17 protein-coding genes are annotated in these 18622 nt (G+C 72.9%); 14 read left to right on the forward strand and 3 right to left on the reverse strand.

What is annotated here, in order from left to right:
- Positions 1 to 9 precede the first annotated feature (9 nt).
- The 13 genes from ACFYXC_RS07445 to ACFYXC_RS07505 are packed head-to-tail and all read left to right on the forward strand — an operon-like array spanning position 10 to position 14546.
- Complete coding sequence (locus tag ACFYXC_RS07445; protein WP_389548007.1) at positions 10 to 1533, forward strand: right-handed parallel beta-helix repeat-containing protein; 1524 nt, start codon at positions 10 to 12, stop codon at positions 1531 to 1533.
- A 1-nt stretch (position 1534) separates the two neighbouring features.
- Positions 1535 to 2836 carry an O-antigen ligase domain-containing protein gene (locus ACFYXC_RS07450; protein ID WP_389548436.1) on the forward strand — a complete coding sequence of 434 codons (1302 nt, stop codon included), beginning with the start codon at positions 1535 to 1537 and terminating at the stop codon, positions 2834 to 2836.
- Between the two features lie 8 nt (positions 2837 to 2844).
- Positions 2845 to 4116 carry a glycosyltransferase gene (locus ACFYXC_RS07455; protein ID WP_389548438.1) on the forward strand — a complete coding sequence of 424 codons (1272 nt, stop codon included), beginning with the start codon at positions 2845 to 2847 and terminating at the stop codon, positions 4114 to 4116.
- Positions 4116 to 5351, forward strand: a complete 1236-nt coding sequence (locus tag ACFYXC_RS07460; RefSeq protein WP_389548011.1) for a methyltransferase domain-containing protein — start codon at positions 4116 to 4118, stop codon at positions 5349 to 5351. The genes ACFYXC_RS07455 and ACFYXC_RS07460 overlap by 1 nt, the downstream gene beginning before the upstream one ends.
- Positions 5348 to 6172 (forward strand): glucose-1-phosphate cytidylyltransferase, encoded by an 825-nt coding sequence (locus ACFYXC_RS07465; protein ID WP_389548013.1) that lies wholly within the window; start codon positions 5348 to 5350, stop codon positions 6170 to 6172. Before ACFYXC_RS07460 ends, ACFYXC_RS07465 begins: the two co-directional genes overlap by 4 nt.
- Positions 6169 to 6831, forward strand: a complete 663-nt coding sequence (locus ACFYXC_RS07470) for a PIG-L deacetylase family protein (RefSeq protein ID WP_388905297.1) — start codon at positions 6169 to 6171, stop codon at positions 6829 to 6831. Before ACFYXC_RS07465 ends, ACFYXC_RS07470 begins: the two co-directional genes overlap by 4 nt.
- Before the next feature lie 3 nt (positions 6832 to 6834).
- Positions 6835 to 7860 (forward strand): NAD-dependent epimerase/dehydratase family protein, encoded by a 1026-nt coding sequence (locus ACFYXC_RS07475; protein ID WP_389548016.1) that lies wholly within the window; start codon positions 6835 to 6837, stop codon positions 7858 to 7860.
- Entirely contained in the window at positions 7848 to 9131 is a 1284-nt protein-coding gene (locus ACFYXC_RS07480) for a DUF4910 domain-containing protein (RefSeq protein ID WP_389548019.1), read from the forward strand. The genes ACFYXC_RS07475 and ACFYXC_RS07480 overlap by 13 nt, the downstream gene beginning before the upstream one ends.
- Positions 9128 to 10420, forward strand: coding sequence for a hypothetical protein (locus ACFYXC_RS07485; RefSeq protein WP_389548022.1), 1293 nt, complete (start codon positions 9128 to 9130; stop codon positions 10418 to 10420). Before ACFYXC_RS07480 ends, ACFYXC_RS07485 begins: the two co-directional genes overlap by 4 nt.
- Complete coding sequence (locus ACFYXC_RS07490; protein WP_389548025.1) at positions 10417 to 11364, forward strand: glycosyltransferase family 2 protein; 948 nt, start codon at positions 10417 to 10419, stop codon at positions 11362 to 11364. Before ACFYXC_RS07485 ends, ACFYXC_RS07490 begins: the two co-directional genes overlap by 4 nt.
- Complete coding sequence (locus ACFYXC_RS07495; protein WP_389548028.1) at positions 11361 to 12647, forward strand: polysaccharide pyruvyl transferase family protein; 1287 nt, start codon at positions 11361 to 11363, stop codon at positions 12645 to 12647. Before ACFYXC_RS07490 ends, ACFYXC_RS07495 begins: the two co-directional genes overlap by 4 nt.
- Positions 12644 to 13195, forward strand: coding sequence for a dTDP-4-dehydrorhamnose 3,5-epimerase (gene rfbC, locus ACFYXC_RS07500; protein WP_388905307.1), 552 nt, complete (start codon positions 12644 to 12646; stop codon positions 13193 to 13195). Before ACFYXC_RS07495 ends, rfbC begins: the two co-directional genes overlap by 4 nt.
- 7 nt (positions 13196 to 13202) lie before the next feature.
- Positions 13203 to 14546 (forward strand): glutamate-1-semialdehyde 2,1-aminomutase, encoded by a 1344-nt coding sequence (locus tag ACFYXC_RS07505; RefSeq protein ID WP_389548031.1) that lies wholly within the window; start codon positions 13203 to 13205, stop codon positions 14544 to 14546.
- Positions 14547 to 14583: 37 nt separating this feature from the next.
- Here the strand turns inward: ACFYXC_RS07505 and ACFYXC_RS07510 are convergent, their stop codons facing one another.
- Positions 14584 to 15222, reverse strand: a complete 639-nt coding sequence (locus ACFYXC_RS07510) for a phosphatase PAP2 family protein (protein ID WP_389548442.1) — start codon at positions 15220 to 15222, stop codon at positions 14584 to 14586.
- A gap of 162 nt (positions 15223 to 15384) precedes the next feature.
- Positions 15385 to 15966 carry a hypothetical protein gene (locus tag ACFYXC_RS07515; RefSeq protein ID WP_389548445.1) on the reverse strand — a complete coding sequence of 194 codons (582 nt, stop codon included), beginning with the start codon at positions 15964 to 15966 and terminating at the stop codon, positions 15385 to 15387.
- A 286-nt stretch (positions 15967 to 16252) separates the two neighbouring features.
- Between ACFYXC_RS07515 and panD the strand changes: the two genes are divergently transcribed.
- Positions 16253 to 16672: an aspartate 1-decarboxylase gene (panD, locus tag ACFYXC_RS07520; protein ID WP_389548034.1), complete on the forward strand. Its 420-nt coding sequence runs from the start codon at positions 16253 to 16255 to the stop codon at positions 16670 to 16672.
- 482 nt (positions 16673 to 17154) lie between these two features.
- Here the strand turns inward: panD and gndA are convergent, their stop codons facing one another.
- Positions 17155 to 18594, reverse strand: coding sequence for an NADP-dependent phosphogluconate dehydrogenase (gene gndA / locus ACFYXC_RS07525; protein ID WP_388905313.1), 1440 nt, complete (start codon positions 18592 to 18594; stop codon positions 17155 to 17157).
- Positions 18595 to 18622 lie beyond the last annotated feature (28 nt).

The raw sequence follows: 18622 nt of genomic DNA on the forward strand, positions 1-18622 counted from the left end.
AGAGGACGCGTGCGGATCACGTGGCGCAGGCGGGCGCTGCCGTTGGCGGCGCTGGCCCTGCTGGCGACCGGCTGTGTGAGCACGCCGGACGCCCCGGCGGAGCCGACCGCCGCGCCCTCCACGTCCGGGGCCCGCCCGGTGGCCGGGGTGTGCGCCAAGCCCGCGGCCGGGCCGGCGAAGGCACCGGCGGGCGCGGTGACGGTCGACCCCGCGGTGGTCGGTGACCTGGCCGCGAAGACCAAGGACAGCCCCCCGGGCACCACGTTCTGGCTCCGGCCGGGCAAGCACCGGCTCGAACCTGACCGTTACGCCCAGGTCGTCCCCAAGAAGGGGAACCGCTACCTCGGCGCGCCCGGCGCGGTGCTCGACGGCGGCAGGACCAACCAGTACGCGTTCGGCGGCGACGCCCGCGACGTCACCATCCGGCACCTGACCGTGCAGGGGTTCGTCGCGCCGCACGACGAGGGCGTGGTCAACCACGACTCGGCCGACGGGTGGGTGATCGAGCACGCGACGATCCAGCGCAACTCCGGCGCCGGGCTGATGGCGGGGGCCCGCCAGCAGGTCCGCGCCAGCTGCCTGCGCGGCAACGGCCAGTACGGCATGAACGCCTACAAGGGCACCGGGCGGATCACCGGCCTGGTCGTCGAGGGCAACGAGATCGTGGGCAACAACACCGGCGACTGGGAGCGGCGCCGGGAGGGCTGCGGCTGCACCGGAGGCGTCAAGTTCTGGGCCGTCGACGGCGCCGACGTGCGCGGCAACTGGGTGCACGACAACCGCGGAGCCGGGCTGTGGGCGGACACCAACAACAACGACTTCCGCATCGAGAACAACGTGATCGAGGCCAACGACGGTGCCGCGCTGATGTACGAGACCAGCTACAACGCGGTCATCCGGAAGAACACGATCCGGCGGAACAACTGGGTCGAGGGCCGCCGGTACGCCGAGCGCGGCGACAATTTCCCCTTCGCGACCGTCTACCTGTCCGAGTCCGGCGGCGAACCACGGGTCCGGGCCCGCACGGACAGGATCGAGATCCACCAGAACCTGCTGGAGAACAACTGGTCCGGAATCACCCTGTGGGAGAACGCCGACCGGTTCTGCAACAGCCCGGCCAACACCTCCTCCGGTGACTGCACCCTGCTGGCGCGGGACACGGACCGCTGCGTGCGGCCGGCGATCGCCCGCCCACCGCTCTACGACGACTGCCGGTGGAAGACCCAGCGGGTGGACATCCACGACAACCGCTTCGTGCTGGACAGGGCCGTCGTCAAGTGCACGGCGAAGTGCGACCGCATGGCGGTGCTGGCCAACTACGGCACCTACCCGGACTGGTCGCCGTACCAGGGCGAGCGGGTGGCCGAGGCGATCACCCACGACCAGCACAACCGCTGGCACGACAACGTCTACCTCGGGTCGTGGGCCTTCGTCGCCCACGACCCGAGCCGCGTCCTCGACTTCGCGCAGTGGCAGGGCGCCCCCTACCTGCAGGACGCGGACAGCACCCTCGACCCACGGGACGGTGGCTGAGATGGGCGGCCAGGACCCGCGGCGCGGCGGGCCGCCGGGCGCGACGGACACGGCGGGCACACCGCCCGCCGCCGAGACGGGCACCGCAGGCACCCCGAAGCTCGTCGGGGTCGTCTGGGGACTGCTGATCCTCAACACGCTCGGCTCCGCCGGCGCGAAGACCGTCGTCCCGCTGCCCCGCTCCCTCATCCAGCTGGTCACCATGGGCGCGCTGGTCGCCGCGTTCACCCTCGCGCTCGCGCTCAACCTCCGGCTGCGCCTCCGCCCCAGCGCCTTCCTGCTCCTGCTCACCCTGCTGCTGGTGCCGAGCCTCATCTCCAGCCTGCAACTGCAGTCCGGGTTCGGCGCGCTGTTCCGCTGCGCCAGGCTGGCGCTCTTCGTCAGCACGCTGTGGCTGCTCAGCCGCTGGTGGGACGGTGGCCCGACCTTCGTCCGGCACCACATCCGGATGTACTTCGCGGTGCTCGGGTCGGTCGCCGCCGGTGCGATGATCTCACCGGGCGCCGCCATGCCCGAGACCTACGGCGGACGCCTGGTCGGTGCGCTGTGGCCGCTCACACCGCCGCAGATCGGACAGTACGCCGCGGTGATCATCGGGCTCACCGCGCTGCTCGTCCTCGGCCGCCGGACCGACCGGACCAGTGCGGCGGTGATCATCGTGCCCTCGCTCGTCCTGCTCGCGCTCACCCACACCCGGACGGCCACGCTCGGCCTGCTGATCGGGCTGGCCCTGGCGATCGGCTCGCTCGTCCTGACCAGTGCCGCCGCCCGCCGGTTCTTCACCTGGGCGGTGCTGATCGCCGCGGTGGCCGCGGTGGGATTCGCCTCCGCGCTGCGCGCGTGGTTCCTGCGCGGACAGAGCCAGGAGAACCTGAGCAGCCTCACCGGCCGGGCCAAGGTCTGGGACGCCCTGCTGGCGGCGCCCCGGTCGACCGCGGAGCAGCTGTTCGGCGTGGGCCTGGGCGACAAGTCCTTCGGCGGCCTGCCGATCGACAACAGCTGGCTGGCCGTCTACCACGAGCAGGGCTGGACCGGCGTCACCCTGGTGGCGACGATCCTCGTCGTGCTGGGCGGCGTCGCGCTGCTGCGGCCCCCGTCCCTGGCGAGGGCCTGCGCGCTCTTCCTGATCAGCTACTGCGCGATCGCGTCGTACACCGAGGCCGGTCTCGGTGACGCCTCGCCGTACCTGCTGCACCTGGCCGTCGCCGCCTCGCTCCTGGCGGCACCCGCCACGGCCCCGCCCCTCCCACCACCCGCAGTTCCCCGACGACGCGTCCCGCGATGGGCCCAGGAACGGAGGTGACCTCACCCATGCACGTCCTCGTGGTGCACAACCGCTACTCCTCGGCGCAGCCGAGCGGGGAGAACAAGGTCGTCGACCAGGAGGTGGCGCTGCTGCGCGCGGCCGGCCACCGGGTCGAGTTGTTCGAACGGCGCAGCGACGACATCGCGGCCCGGTCCCTGCCGGGCAAGGCCGCGCTGCCGCTGCTCGTGCCGTGGAACCCGGCGGTCCGCTCGCAACTCGCGGACCGGCTGCGCACCGGGCGGCCGGACGTGGTGCACGTCCACAACGTCTTCCCGCTGCTGTCACCGGCGGTGCTGGCCGCCTGCGCCGACGCCGGGGTGCCCGCCGTCGCCACCCTGCACAACTACACACAGGTCTGCCCGCCCGGCACCCTGCAGCGGGACGGCCGGCCCTGCACCGAGTGTGTCGGCGGCACACCGCTGCCCGCCGTCCGGCACGGCTGCTACCGCGGCTCCCGGTCGGCGACGGTGCCGCTCGCGGTCAGCCTGCTCGTCAACCGGTGGCGGTGGTGGTCCGGTGTGGAGCGGTTCTTCTGCATCTCCGCGGCACAGCGCGACGTCCTGGTGGGGGCCGGTATGCCGGCCGGGCGGCTGGTGGTGAAGCACAACTTCGTACCCGAACCGGAGATCCGCCGACGGGACACCGGCGAGCACCTGCTCTTCCTCGGCCGGCTCGCGGAGGTGAAGGGCGTACGGCTGCTCATGGCCGCCTGGGACGAGATCGCGGCGGGCGGCGGGGTGGGCGTACCGCTCGTGATCGCCGGCACGGGACCGCTGGAGCGGGAGGTGACCGCCTGGGCGGCGGGCCGGGACGACGTGCGGTACGTCGGCCTGTACGACCAGGCGCAGTGCCGGCAGGCCCTCGCGCGGTCGGTCGCCGTGGTGGCTCCCTCGACCTGGCTCGAGGCGTTCGGTCTGGTCGTCGTGGAGGCGATGGCGGCAGGCGTCCCGGCCGTCGCCGCCGGTCACGGCGCCTTCACCGAACTCGTCGAGGACGGGGTGACCGGCCTGCTGCACCGGCCGGGGGAGTCCGCCTCGCTCGCGTCCTGCCTGCGCCGGATCACGGCCGGGACGGACCGCAACCGGGAGATGGGCCGGGCGGCCCGGCGCCGGTACGAACAGGGCTTCAGCCCGGCCGTCGGGCTGAGGCGTCTGGAGGAGGGGTACCGCACCGCGATCGCGGTGCGGTCCGGCGGCGGGGACGGCCCGCCACCGGCAGGGGACAAGAACGCCGGCTCGTGGCGGAGCACCCGCGCGAGCAGAAATGGGGGACATTGATGACACGATGCCGACTCTGCGGCTCGGCGGCGATGACCAGCGTCGTCGATCTCGGCGCGACCCCGCCGTGCGAGAGCTTCCTCGCCGCGGACCAACTGGACCGGCCGGAGCCCACGTACCCGCTGCACCTGCGGGTCTGCACCGACTGCTGGCTCGCGCAGATCCCTCCGTCGATCACCCCGGAGGAGACGTTCAGCGAGTACGCGTACTTCTCGTCCTTCTCGACCTCCTGGGTGGAGCACGCGCGCACGTTCGTCGACGACTCCGTGCGGCGGCTCGACCTCGGCCCCGACGCGTTCGTGGTCGAGGTCGCGAGCAACGACGGGTACCTGCTGAAGCACCTGGTGGACCGGGGGATCCGCTGTCTCGGCATCGAGCCGTCGGTGAACGTCGGTGCCGTGGCGCGGGAGGCGGGGGTGCCCACGCTCACCGAGTTCCTGTCCCCGGACACCGGCGCGGCGGTGCGCGCCGAGCACGGCCCCGCGGACCTGGTCGTCGCCAACAACGTGTACGCGCACATCCCCGACGTGGTCGGGTTCACCCAGGGGCTGCGCGCCCTGGTCGCCGACGACGGCTGGGTCTCCGTCGAGGTGCAGCACCTGCTGACCCTGATCGAGGAGAACCAGTACGACACGATCTACCACGAGCACTTCCAGTACTACACGGTCGCGTCCGCGATCCGGGCCCTCGCGAGCGGCGGACTCACGCTCGTGGACGTCGAACTGCTGCCCACCCACGGCGGCTCGATCCGGCTGTGGGCCCGGCCCGCCGAGGTGGCCGGCGAACCCTCCCGGCGAGTGGCCGACGTGCTGGACCGGGAGAAGGCCGCCGGACTGCAGGAACTGTCCGGCTACACCGAGTTCTCCGCCCGGGTGGCCAAGGTGCGCCGGGATCTCCTCACCTTCCTCATCGAGGCGGCCGAACGCGGCGAGACGGTCGTCGGCTACGGCGCCCCGGGCAAGGGCAACACCCTGCTCAACCACTGCGGGATCCGGCCCGACCTGCTTCCGTACACGGTCGACCGCAACCCCTACAAGCACGGCAGGTTCACCCCGGGCACCCGCATCCCCGTCCTGCCGCCCGAGCAGATCGCCACCGACCGGCCGGACTACGTGCTCGTCCTGCCCTGGAACCTGCGGGCCGAGCTGACCGAGCAGCTGTCCTTCGTGCACGACTGGGGCGGCCGGCTGGTCTTTCCCATCCCGGAACTCAGCATTGTCGAGGTCAAGGCATGAAGGTCGTACTGTTCTGCGGCGGTTACGGGCTGCGGATGCGCAGCGGAGCGTCCGACGACATACCCAAGCCGATGGCGATGGTCGGCCCGCGGCCGCTGATCTGGCACGTCATGCGCTACTACGCGCACTACGGGCACACGGAGTTCATCCTCTGCCTCGGCTACGGGGCCCACCACATCAAGGAGTTCTTCCTCAACTACGAGGAGACGACGTCCAACGACTTCGTGCTGCGCGACGGGCGCACCGAACTGCTGTCCACCGACATCGCCTCCTGGACGATCACGTTCGTGCAGACCGGCATCGAGTCACCGATCGGGGAGCGGCTGCGCCGGGTACGGCACCACCTGGACGGCGACGAGATGTTCCTCGCCAACTACGCCGACGTGCTCACCGACGCGCCGCTGCCGGAGATGATCGACCAGTTCGCCCGGCGCGACGCCGGCGCGTCGATGACGGTGGTGCCGCCACAGTCCTCGTTCCACTGCGTGGACCTGGGCGAGGACGGACTGGTCGGCGGCATCACCGCGGTGAGCGAACTGCCGCTGTGGGAGAACGGCGGCTACTTCGTCCTCCGCCAGGAGGTGTTCGACCACATCCCGGAGAACGGGGACCTGGTCGCCGACGGATGCGCCCAACTGGCCAAGCGCGGCCGGCTGGTGGCGTACCAGCACCGCGGCTTCTGGAAGCCGACCGACACCGTGAAGGAACGGGCCGCGCTCGACGACGCCTACGCCCGCGGTGAGCGCCCATGGGCCGTGTGGGAGCGGGACGACGTACGGGTGACCGGGAGCAGAGGCGGCGTCACGGCGGGTACCGCGTGATCCGGCTCGGGGCCGGGCGCCTGGACCGCGTCGTCGCGATGGGCGCGCACTGCGACGACATCGCCATCGGCGCCGGCGGCACCCTGCTGACGATGTGCCTCGCCCGGCCCGGCATCCGCGTCGACGCCCTCGTCCTCACCGGCGGCGGCAGCGAGCGGGAGCAGGAGGAGCGGGCCGCGCTCGCCGCCTTCTGCCCGGGCGCAGACCTGCGGCTGACCGTGCTCAAACTGGCGGACGGCCGGCTGCCCGCGCAGTGGGAGGAGGCCAAGACCGCGGTCGAGGAACTGCGGGCGGAGACCGAGCCGGACCTCGTCCTCGCCCCGCGGACCGAGGACGCGCACCAGGACCACCGCGGCCTGGCGAAGCTGGTGTCCACCGCGTTCCGCGACCACCTCGTGCTCGGCTACGAGATCGTCAAGTGGGACGGCGACCTCGGCCGGATGGCGGCGTACCAGCCGCTGGGTCCGGAGACCGCCGAACACAAGGTGCGGCTGCTGCAGGAGCACTACCCCTCGCAGCGGCACCGCCCCTGGTACGACCGGGAGGCGTTCCTCGGCCTCGCACGGATCCGCGGCATCGAATGCCACGCGCGCTACGCCGAGGCGTTCGCCGCCACCAAACTCACGCTCGACCTGGGCACTTCCGAACTGGGGGAATGAACTGTGCGCGTACTGCTGACCGGGCACCAGGGCTACCTGGGCACCGTGATGGCCCCGGTCCTCGCGGCCGCCGGGCACGAGGTCGTCGGTCTCGACGCCGGCCTGTTCGCCGACTGCGTCCTCGGCCCACCGCCCGCGGACCCGCCCGGCCACCGGGTGGACCTGCGCGACGTCACGGCCGAACACGTGGCGGGCGTGGACGCCGTGATCCACCTGGCCGCGCTGTCCAACGACCCGCTGGGATCACTGGCGCCGGAACTCACCTACGACATCAACCACCACGCGTCCGTACGGCTGGCCCGCCTCGCCCGCGAGGCCGGAGTGCGCCGCTTCCTGTACGCGTCCACCTGCTCGGTCTACGGCGCCGCGGGAGGCGGCGACCTGGTGGCCGAGGACGCCCCGCTGCGCCCGGTGACGCCGTACGCGGAGTCCAAGGTACGGGTGGAGGACGACCTGCACGCCCTCGCCGACGGCGACTTCAGCCCGGTGTACATGCGCAACGCCACCGCCTTCGGCCACTCGCCCCGGCTGCGCGCCGACATCGTGCTGAACAACCTGGTCGGCCACGCGCTGCTGTCGGGCGAGGTGCTCGTGCTCTCCGACGGCACCCCCTGGCGCCCGCTGGTGCACGCCGCCGACATCGCCCGGGCCTTCACGGCCGCGCTGGACGCACCCCGGAAAGCGGTGCACGACCGGGCGTTCAACATCGGCAGCGAGACCAACAACGTCACGGTCGCCGAGATCGCCGACCAGGTCGCCGAGGCGGTGTCCGGCGCGAAGGTGCGGATCACGGGGGAGACCGGCGCCGATCCGCGCTCCTACCGCGTGGACTTCTCCCGGTTCCGCGCCGCCGTCCCCGGCTTCGACTGCGAGTGGACCGTGAAGCGGGGCGCGCTCGAACTCGCCGACGCCTACCGCGAACACGGGCTGACCAAGGAGGACTTCGAGCGGCGCTTCACCCGCCTCGCCGTGCTGCGCGCGGCCACCGGGACCGGCGCCGTCGACGACACCCTGCGGTGGCGCCGGTGACCGCCGCCGACGAGCAGATGTACGCGTTGGTGGAGCGGCTCTACCCGCTGTGCCGGAGCATCACGGGCGACGGCGTGCGCGCCACCCTGGACATCGTGGGCGAGTACATTCCGCTGCGGGTGCACGAGGTGCCGACCGGGACGCAGGTGCTCGACTGGACGGTGCCGCAGGAGTGGAACATCCGGGACGCGTACGTCGCCGACCCGGCCGGCAACCGGGTCGTCGACTTCCGTGCGTCCAGCCTCCACGTGCTCGGCTACAGCCTGCCGGTGGCGGCGACCATGCCGCTGTCCGCACTGCGCCCGCACCTGCACACCCTGCCGGACCACCCGTCCTGGGTGCCGTACCGCACCAGCTACTACCAGCCGGACTGGGGGTTCTGCCTGGCCCAGGAGACCCTGGACGCGCTGCCGGACGGCGAGTACGAGGTACGCATCGACTCCACGCTCGCGGACGGCCACCTCACCTACGCCGAGCACGTGATCCCCGGACAGGTCCCCGACGAGGTGCTCGTCTCCTCCCACGTCTGCCACCCGTCGCTGGCCAACGACAACCTGGCCGGCATCGCGGTGGCGACGTTCCTGGCCCGCGCGCTGGCGGGGACGACGCCGTACTACACCTACCGGTTCCTCTTCGCGCCCGGCACCATCGGCGCGATCACCTGGCTCGCCCGCAACGCGGAGCGGATCGACCGGATCGGGCACGGGCTCGTGCTGGCCTGCGCCGGCGACACAGGCCACCTGACGTACAAGCGGAGCCGACGCGGTGACGCGGAGATCGACCGGGTGCTGCGGCATGTGCTGACCGCCTCCGAACGCCCGCACCACATCAAGGAGTTCACTCCGTACGGCTACGACGAGCGGCAGTTCTGCTCGCCCGGGTTCGATCTCGGCGTGGGCTCGCTCAGCCGGACCCCGTACGCCGGCTATCCCGAGTACCACACCTCGGCGGACGACCTGGACCTCGTCTCCCCGGAGGCGATGGCGGACACACTCGCCGTCTGCCGTGAGGCGTTCACCGTCCTGGACCGCAACCGGCGGTACACCAACCTCAGCCCCTACGGCGAACCACAGCTGGGACGGCGCGGACTGTACGACGCGCTCGGCGGGCGCAGCGACGCGAAGCAGGCCCAGCTGGCCATGCTCTGGGTGCTCAACCTCTCCGACGGCGAGCACGACCTGCTGGACGTCGCCGAGCGGTCCGGGCTGCCGTTCGACGCCGTCGCCGACGCGGCCGACGCCCTGCACGGCGCCGGGCTGCTCAAGGCGTGACGCCGGTGACCACCGGGAGGGAGAAGGCGACGGCCTCGGCCGCCAGGCGGGCCGTCGTCGGCCGGCTGTCCTGGGGACTGGCCGACCAGGCCGTCTCCAGCATGACCAACTTCGCGGTGGGCATCTACGTGGCCCGCTCGCTCGGGCTGGCCGCGTTCGGCGTGTTCAGCCTGGCCTGGCTGACCTACGGCGTGGTGCTCAACGTCGCCCGCGGACTGGCCACCGATCCGCTCGTGGTGCGCTTCAGCGGAGTGCCGGACGCCTCCTGGCGCACGGCCACGGCCCGGTCGGCGGGTGCCGCGCTCGGCGTCGGTACCGTCCTCGGCGCGGTGTGCCTGCTGGCCGGGCTCGGCCTCGGCGGCCGGGTGGGGCCCGCGTTCACCTGCCTCGGTCTCGTCCTGCCGGCGCTGCTGCTCCAGGACGCCTGGCGGTTCGCGTTCTTCGCCGCCGGCGCCGGACGGAAGGCGTTCCTCAACGACCTCCTGTGGGGCGTCGCGCTCGTCCCCGCCCTGGTGGTGGCGGCCCGCGTGGACACCGTGGCCGCCTTCGTCCTCGCCTGGGGCGCCGCCGCCGCGGTGGCCGCGGTGTACGGCTGCGTGCAGTCCGGCATCCGGCCCCGCACGACCCGGGCCCGCGGCTGGCTGCGCGAGCAGCGCGACCTCGGCCACCGGTACCTGGTCGAGAACGTCAGCCTCAGCGGCGCGAGCCAACTGCGGGCGTACGGACTCGGCGCCATCGCCGGCGTCGGCGCGGTCGGCGCCGTCCGGGGCGCGGAACTCCTGCTCGGTCCCTTCCTCGCCCTGCTCATGGGGCTTTCGCTGGTCACCGTCGCGGAGGCGGCCCGGGTGCTGCGCCGGGCCCCGCACCGGCTGGGCAGGTTCTGCCTCCTCCTCGGCGGCGGACAGGCCGTCGCCGCGCTGCTCTGGGGCGCGGCACTGCTGCTGGTCCCGGACCGGGCCGGCGAGTTCGTGCTCGGCGGCGTCTGGGACTCCGCCTCGGAGCTCATCGTGCCGGCCACGCTCGGTGTCGCGGGCGCCGGCCTCGGCAGCGGCGCGGCGGCCGGGCTGCGCGCCCTCGCCGCGGCCGGACGCAGCCTGCGCAGCCAGCTGTTCGCCTCCGCCTGCTACGTCGGCGGCGGGCTCGGCGGAGCCGCCCTGGGCGGCACGGTCGGCTCGGCCTGGGGCGTCGCCGCCGCGACCGTCTGCGGCTCCGCCGTGTGGTGGCTGCACCTGCGCTCCGCCCTCCGTGAGCGCCGTCAGAACCCCATCCCCGAAGTGAGGACCTCATGACCGCCCACCCCAGGCTGAGCATCGGCCTGCCCGTCCACAACGGCGAGGAGTACCTCGCCGAGTCGTTCGACGCCCTGCTCGGCCAGACCTATGAGGACTTCGAGCTGGTGGTCTCCGACAACGCCTCGACCGACGGGACCCAGGAGATCTGCCGCACGTACGCGGCGAAGGACGCGCGCATCCGGTACATCCGGCTGCCCCGGAACATCGGCGCCGCGCCGAACCACAACCACGTGTTCACCGAGTGCCGCGGCGAACTGTTCAAGTGGGCCTCGCACGACGACCTCTACGCCCGCGACCTGCTGCGGCGCTGCGTCGAGGCGCTGGACGAGCGGCCCGACGTGGTCCTCGCGCACAGCGGCCAGGCGGTCATCGACGGCGACGGCGAGGTGAAGGTCCCGTACGCGTACTCGCTCGCCACCGACTCGCCGCACGCACCCGAACGCTTCCGCAGCCTGCTGTTCGAGCCCGGCGGTGACGACTTCTACGGGGTGATGCGGGCCGACATGCTGCGCCGGGTCAAGCCGCACGACAGCTACCACCACGCGGACCGCACGTTCGTCGCCGAGATCACCCTGCACGGGCCCTTCCACCAGGTGCCGGAGCTGCTGTACTTCCGCCGCGACCACCCCACCCGCGCCGAGCGGGCGAACCCCTCCAAGCGTTCCCGGTGCGTCAACCTGGACCCGCGCCGGGCGGGCCCGCTGCACCCGACACCCCGGCTGCTCGCCGAGTACGTCTGGGGCTTCGTCTCGGCGGTCCGGCGGGCACCGCTGTCCCCGGCCGACCGGCGCGCCTGCTACCGCCACCTCGCCGCGTGGGCGACCAGCCGGGCCCGGCCGGGCGCCGGCGAGCGGGTCGAGGACCGCGCTCCGGTCGACCCGGCCCGGCTCACCGTCTCCGTCGACGCCCTCGTGGCCGGCCGGGAGGGGAGGCAGGCATGACGTCCGTGGACGGAACCCCGGTGCGCGTCGGGGTGTTCGGCCTGCTCGGCTCCGGCAACCTCGGCAACGACGGGTCGCTGGAGGCCGTGCTCGGATACCTCCGCGCCGATCACCCCCACGCGGCCGTGGACGCGCTGTGCGGCGGACCCGAGGTGGTCACGGCCCGCTACGGGATCCCCGCGACACGGCTGCACTGGTACCGGGGCGAGTACCGGACCGCGTCACGGGCGGGCGCGATCGCGGGAAAGGGTGTCGGCAAACTCGTCGACGCCTTCCGCACCGCCGCCTGGGTGCGCCGGCACGACGTGGTGATCGTGCCCGGCATGGGCGTCCTGGAGGCCACCCTGCCGCTGCGGCCGTGGGGCTTCCCGTACTCGCTGTTCCTGCTCTGCGCGAGCGGCCGGCTGTTCGGCACCCGGATCGCGCTGGTCGGCGTCGGCGCCGCCCCGATCAGGGACCGGGCGACCCGGGCCCTGGTGCGCCGGGCGGCGCGGCTGGCCGCCCACCGCTCGTACCGGGACGCCCTGTCCCGCGACGCGCTGAAGGCGATGGGCGTGGACACCACGCGCGACGAGGTCCACCCGGACCTGGCGTTCGCCCTGCCGGCACCGGACGCCCTGCCGACGCCACCGGTGTCCTCGGAGAGCGCCCCGGGTCCGCCGGGCCCGGTCTGCGTCGGGGTCATGGACTTCCACGGCGGCAACGACGACCGGGCCCGGGCCGAGGAGATCCACCGGCGCTACCTCGACGGGACGACCCGGTTCGTCCGGGCGCTGGCCGAGGACGGCAGACGGGTCCGGCTGCTCACCGGCGACGCCTGCGACGCGCCGGTGGCCGCCGCGATCCTCGACGCGGTCGACTCGCCGCTGGTCACCGCCGCCGAGGCGACCTCGCTCGCCGACCTGATGAGGGAGACGGCGGCCGCCGACACCGTGGTGGCGACCCGCTACCACAACCTGGTCTGCGCCTTGCGGACCGGCACACCGACACTCGCCCTCAGCTACGCGGCGAAGAGCGACACGCTCATGGCCCGGATGGGGCTCGACGCGTACTGCCACCCGGCCCGCGAGGCCGACGCCGACCGGCTGCTGTACCAGTTCCGGGAGCTGGAGAAGCGATCGGCGGAGGTACGGCGGACCCTCGCTGAGCGGAACGCGGCCGTCACCCGTCAACTCGACGACCAGTTCAGCAAGTTGACCGCGGCCCTGTTCCCGGCCACCGACCGGACCCACACCACCGCCGACACCCATGCCGAGACCCACGCCATACGGAAGGCACCATGAGAGCGACCGAAGTCCCGGAGATCGCCGGCGCGTACCTGTTCGAGCCGACGCCGTACGCCGACGAACGCGGCTTCTTCAGCCGCACCTTCGACGCCGACGTGGTCCGCTCGGTGGGCCTCGACCCGCACGCCTTCATCCAGGACAGCGTGTCCCGCTCGGCCCGGGGGGTGCTGCGCGGACTGCACCTGCGCTCCGGCGCCGGCGAGGCCAAGCTGGTGCGCTGCTCGTACGGGAAGATCTTCGACGTCGTCGTGGACCTGCGGCCGGACGCGCCGACGTACCGCACCGTGGCCACCTTCGAGCTGTCCGACGAGACGCAGACGACCCTCTACATCCCGGCGGGGTGCGCGCACGGCTTCCAGGCGCTGACCGACACCGCCGACACCTCCTACCGCATCGACCGCCCGCACGACCCGGCCGAGGACGTGACGATCGCCTTCGACGACCCGGAGCTCGCCGTCCCGTGGCCGCTGCCGGTCACCTCCATGTCCCGGCGGGACCGGGAGGCACCGGGCCTCGCCGTGGCCCTGAAGCAGCGGGAGGGCTGAGGCCGCCGTGGACAACGACGAGACCGCGGACGTGACGGAGTTCGCCCTGCCCCGGTCGCGGCAGGCCAACGAGCGGCTGCACGCCCTGATCCCCGGGGGCGCGCACACCTACGCCAAGGGCGACGACCAGTACCCCGAGGACCTGGCCCCGGTCATCAGCCACGGCCGCGGCGCCCATGTGTGGGACGTCGACGGCAACCGCTACATCGAGTACGGCTCGGGCCTGCGGTCGGTCAGTCTCGGCCACGCCCATCCGCGCGTCACCGAGGCGGTACGGCGCGAACTCGACCGCGGCAGCAACTTCGTCCGGCCCTCCGTCGTCGAGCTGGCGGCCGCGGAACGCTTCCTGGCCACCGTGCCGTCCGCCGAGATGGTGAAGTTCGCGAAGAACGGCTCCGACGCCACCACCGCCGCGGTACGCCTCGCCCGCGCGGCCACCGGACGCCCCCGGGTGGCCCTCTGCGTCGACCACCCGTTCTTCTCCACCGACGACTGGTTCATCGGCACCACACCGATGTCCGCCGGCATTCCGGCGGCGACCACCGGCCTCACCGTGACGTTCCCGTACGGGGACCTGGCCGCCACGGAGAAGCTGCTCGTCCGGTACCAGGACGAGGTCGCCTGCCTGATCCTCGAACCCGCCACCCACACCGAGCCGCCGCCCGGATACCTCGCGGGGCTGCGCGAGCTGGCCGACCGGCACGGCTGCGTCCTGGTCTTCGACGAGATGATCACCGGCCTGCGCTGGTCCGAGGCGGGTGCCCAGGGTTTGTACGGCGTCGTCCCCGACCTCTCCACCTTCGGCAAGGCGCTGGGCAACGGGTTCGCGGTCTCCGCGCTGGCCGGGCGCCGCGAGCTGATGGAACGGGGCGGGCTGCGGCACTCCGGCGACCGGGTGTTCCTGCTGTCCACCACGCACGGCGCGGAGACGCACTCCCTGGCGGCGGCGATGGCCGTGCAGGCCACCTACGTCGTAGAAGGCGTCACCGCGCGACTGCACGCCCTGGGGGAGCGGCTGGCCTCCGGTGTCCGCGACGCCGCGGCGAGCATGGGCGTCGGCGACCACGTCGTCGTCCGGGGCCGGGCCAGCAACCTGGTCTTCGCCACCCTCGACGAGAACGGGCAGCAGTCACAGCACTACCGCACCCTGTTCCTGCGCCGGCTCCTCGCGGGCGGGGTGCTCGCCCCGTCGTTCGTGGTGAGCGCCGCGCTCGACGACGCCGACATCGAGCACACCGTCGACGTGGTGGCCCAGGCGTGCGCGGTGTACCGGAAGGCACTGGACGCGGGCGACCCCACCCCGTGGCTGGGTGGCCGACCGGTGAAGCCGGTGTTCCGCCGCAGGACGTGACGTGGCGTGATGTGGCAGGACGTGACGTGACGTGGTGTCAGCGGCGCCTGCGCCGGCCGGCGATCTGGTCGGCGAACCGGTCGGCGACCCCGTCGACCAGCCGGGCTGCCGCCGGCACCACCGCCAGCGCGGTGCACCAGCCGCCGAGGACGTCCGTCGGGTAGTGCGCGCCCAGGGCGACCTGCGCCCAGCCCATGGCGGCGCCCGCGACCAGCGCCGCGCCGAGCACGAGCGACGTGCCGCCCGCCCCGCCGAGCCCGAGCAGGCCGGCCGCGACCAGCGCCACCACGAGGGCGAGCGCGGTGAGGAAAGCGGTGTGCCCGCTCGGGTAGGAGAGGTTGTCGGGGCCGTGGATGGTGCGTCCCACCAGGGACTTGAGCAGTGTGGCCACCACCACGGCGCTGCCGGTCCCGGTGACGACGAGCACCGCCGCGCGCGGACGCCGGAGCACGAGACAGCCCGTCACGGCGACCACGACCAGTACCGCGGCCCCGACGGGTTCCCCGAGGAAGTCGACGGCGAGCGCGACGCCCCGCCAGGGCGGCCGCACACTGTCGGCCGTCGGGTCCATGACCCACCACCGGTCCACCCGGCCGGGCTCGCTGTGACCGGCGTACAGCACCCCGAGCACGCCGACGGCGAACGCGGCGAGGACCGCGACCACCGCGAGCCACATACGCGACGACGGGGGCAGCACGGCGGGCGCCGGCCGGGACTCGGTCTCTGCTGCCACGCCTGTCACCCTAGCCAACCGCCGGCCGCGGCAAACGGCCGATGGCGTCGCGGGAGGCGGGCGGCCCGGGTCCGCTCGCCCCGCACACGACGGTGGGCCGCGACGTCAGCGGGCGGTCACGCGCGGGGTTTCGACCGTCGTCGTGACCCGGGTGACGGCGGGTCTCGGCGGCGTCGAACCGAACCCGAAGCGTACGGGCGGTTCCACGGGGGCCAGCATGCCCAGGTCGGTGCTCTCCAGGGCACCCGACACCGTACGGATCGGCAGCAGGTCCTGGGCGCCGTACCACTCCCGGCGGCCCCCACCGGCGCTGCCGCGGGTCCGTACGCCCGACAGCAGCAGGCGGGCGAGCGGGTCGGTCACCGTGCTCCACGCGGGACGGCGGGCGAGCGCGCCGGGAACGGCTCGCAGGACGAGGCCGAGAAGCTGTCGCCGACCGGTGGTGAAACACAGGTCGAGCGGTCCCGCGGTGACGGTCCACGTGGTGCCCGTGACGCTCACGCCGACCGGGACGACCCGCACCGCGTCGAAGGTGTAGGTGTCGCTGATGAAGTCCGCCACCTCCCGCGCGGGGGCCAGCAGCAGTCTCTCCCCGTCGGCCCGCTCCAGCATGACGTCGCTGAACGCTCCGAACGGTGAGCGCTGCCAGTGCCCGAGCACGAGGCGTGTGCCCGAGGAGGTGCCCATGCCCGCGATCCATCCGTCGAAGCACAGCCGCCGACGCCGCGCGGTCACCCCGGACGTCCGGTTCACCCGCCGGTCGCCGCCCGAGGACGACGGTGACGAAGGTTTCCCGCCGTCCATGCCTGACTCCTTCCGATACCCGATGATGGCCGTCTTCTCCGGAGCATCGACGGTCACGTCGCCGACGGCCACTCGGCGCCGGATGACCGGACCTGCGCGGGGTTGTACTCTCCGAAGGAAGCCCTTGACCCGCAGAAGCAGGCAGGGAGCCGTCCTTCAGGAGTCCACCATGCTGCGCACCATGTTCAAGTCCAAGATCCACCGTGCCACGGTGACCCAGGCCGACCTGCACTACGTCGGGTCCGTGACCATCGACGCCGATCTCCTCGACGCCGCCGACCTGCTGCCCGGCGAGCTGGTCCACATCGTCGACATCTCGAACGGCGCCCGTCTGGAGACGTACGTCATCGAGGGGGAGCGCGGGTCCGGGGTCGTCGGCATCAACGGTGCGGCGGCCCACCTCGTGCACCCCGGGGATCTCGTGATCATCATCAGTTACGCCCAGGTCTCCGACGCCGAGGCCCGTACGCTGCGGCCGCGGGTCGTGCACGTGGGCGGCGACAACCGGATCGTGGCGCTCGGCGCGGATCCGTCCGAGCCGGTGCCGGGGTCGGACCAGGAGCGCAGCCCGCGGTCCGTGCCGGCCTGAGCCTGCGGTACCGCGCCCGCCCCGAAGGGGCCAGCTGGACCCCGTTCGTCCCGCCAGGGAGTGAGTGGAGGCGACGGGTCCGGGTAGGCGGGGGAGGAGTCCAGAGTCGATGATCCCTATGGCTGGAGGACAAGATGACGCATCCGTTCCCCGACCCTGCGCGACCGGACCCCACGCCCGGACCGGGACCTGACCGCCCGCAGCCGTTCCCGGACCCGGTTCCGGCACCGGATCCGACGCCCGGTCCGTCCCCGAACCCGGTACCGCAGCCGCCCCCGCGGCCGGCCCCGGGTCCGGACCCGACCCCGTCCCCGGAACCCCAGCCGAACCCCCTCGGCTGAGGCGCCACAAGGCGGCGGCGGGCCGGCGCGGACACTGTCCGCCCCGCCCGCCGCCGTTCTCAGGGGCGCGGGGACCGCGTACTCAGTCCTCGCGAACCCGCAGACCGCGACGAGACCTCAGCCGAGAGTTCAGCCGAGACCTCAGCCGGAGACCTCGGACCGGTCCCCGCCCCACAGCGTGTGGAACGAACCCTCCCGGTCGGTCCGCCGGTACGTGTGCGCCCCGAAGAAGTCCCGCTGCCCCTGCGTGAGCGCCGCGGGCAACCGCTCCGCGCGCAACGCGTCGTAGTACGCGAGCGCCGCCGCGAACCCGGGCGTGGGCACCCCCTGCTGCACGGCGGAGACGAGCACCGCCCGCCAGTCGTCCTGCGCCGCCGCGATCTCCTGCGCGAACGTGTCGTCGGAGAGCAGGCTCGGCAGGTCCGCGCGCGCGTCGTACGCGGCCCGGATCCGGTCGAGGAACGCCGCCCGGATGATGCAGCCCCCGCGCCAGATCGAGGCGACCGCGCCCAGGTCGATGTTCCAGTCGTACTCGGCACTGCCGGCCGCGACCTCGTGGAAGCCCTGCGTGTACGACACGATCTTCGACGCGTACAGCGCCTGCTCCACCTGGTCGGCGAAGGCCGCCGCCTCGGACTCGCTCAGCCTGCTCGCCGTCGGTCCGGCGAGCCCGCGGGACGCCTCCCGCAGCGCACTGTGGCCCGACAGCGACCGGGCGAAGACCGCCTCGGCGATGCCCGACACCGGTACGCCCAGGTCCAGCGCGATCTGCACGGTCCAGCGGCCCGTGCCCTTCTGCTCGGCCTGGTCCTGGACCACGTCCACGAACGGCTTGCCCGTCGCCTCGTCCACGTGCGACAGGACCTCGGCGGTGATCTCGATCAGGTACGAGTCGAGCCGCCCGGTGTTCCACGTACGGAAGATGTCGGCGATCTGCGCGGGGGAGTAGCCGGCCACGTCCCGCAGCAACTGGTACGCCTCGCCGATCAGCTGCATGTCGGCGTACTCGATGCCGTTGTGCACCATCTTCACGAAGTGCCCGGCGCCGTCGGGGCCCACGTGCGTGACACACGGCGCGCCGTCCTCGGCCTTCGCGGAGATCTTCTCCAGCATCGGGCCGAGCGACTCGAAGGACTCGGCGGGCCCGCCCGGCATGATGCTCGGGCCGTTCAGCGCACCCTCCTCGCCGCCGGAGATGCCCGCGCCGACGAAGTGGATGCCCTGCTCGCGCAGCTCGCGCTCCCGGCGCCGGGTGTCCGCGAAGTGCGCGTTGCCCCCGTCGATGATCATGTCGCCGGGCTCGAGGAGAGGTGCGAACTCCTGGATCACCGCGTCGGTCGGCTCACCGGCCTTCACCATGATCACCAGGCGGCGGGGCCGCTCCAGCGCGGCCACGAACTCCTTGGCCGTCTCCGTCGCGATGAAGTCGCCCTCGTTGCCGAACTCCTCCACCAACGCGTGCGTACGCGCCGCCGTCCGGTTGTGCAGAGCGACGGCGTATCCGTTCCGCGCGAAGTTACGGGCGAGATTGCGCCCCATCACCGCGAGTCCCGTGACGCCGATCTGCGCTGAGTTGCTCATACGGTTTGGCTCCTAAGATCCTGAATCG

Source organism: Streptomyces sp. NPDC002701, assembly GCF_042889045.1.
Lineage (GTDB): Bacteria > Actinomycetota > Actinomycetes > Streptomycetales > Streptomycetaceae > Streptomyces.

Excerpts from the sequence above, each read along its gene's own strand:
- ACFYXC_RS07450 (WP_389548436.1), top strand. The coding sequence starts at position 1,535 with ATGGGCGGCCAGGACCCGCGGCGCGGCGGGCCGCCGGGCGCGACGGAC.
- ACFYXC_RS07455 (WP_389548438.1), top strand. The coding sequence starts at position 2,845 with ATGCACGTCCTCGTGGTGCACAACCGCTACTCCTCGGCGCAGCCGAGC.
- ACFYXC_RS07460 (WP_389548011.1), top strand. The coding sequence starts at position 4,116 with ATGACACGATGCCGACTCTGCGGCTCGGCGGCGATGACCAGCGTCGTC.
- ACFYXC_RS07465 (WP_389548013.1), top strand. The coding sequence starts at position 5,348 with ATGAAGGTCGTACTGTTCTGCGGCGGTTACGGGCTGCGGATGCGCAGC.
- ACFYXC_RS07490 (WP_389548025.1), top strand. The coding sequence starts at position 10,417 with ATGACCGCCCACCCCAGGCTGAGCATCGGCCTGCCCGTCCACAACGGC.
- ACFYXC_RS07495 (WP_389548028.1), top strand. The coding sequence starts at position 11,361 with ATGACGTCCGTGGACGGAACCCCGGTGCGCGTCGGGGTGTTCGGCCTG.
- rfbC (WP_388905307.1), top strand. The coding sequence starts at position 12,644 with ATGAGAGCGACCGAAGTCCCGGAGATCGCCGGCGCGTACCTGTTCGAG.
- ACFYXC_RS07510 (WP_389548442.1), bottom strand. The coding sequence starts at position 15,222 with ATGTGGCTCGCGGTGGTCGCGGTCCTCGCCGCGTTCGCCGTCGGCGTG.
- ACFYXC_RS07515 (WP_389548445.1), bottom strand. The coding sequence starts at position 15,966 with ATGGGCACCTCCTCGGGCACACGCCTCGTGCTCGGGCACTGGCAGCGC.
- panD (WP_389548034.1), top strand. The coding sequence starts at position 16,253 with ATGCTGCGCACCATGTTCAAGTCCAAGATCCACCGTGCCACGGTGACC.
- gndA (WP_388905313.1), bottom strand. The coding sequence starts at position 18,594 with ATGAGCAACTCAGCGCAGATCGGCGTCACGGGACTCGCGGTGATGGGG.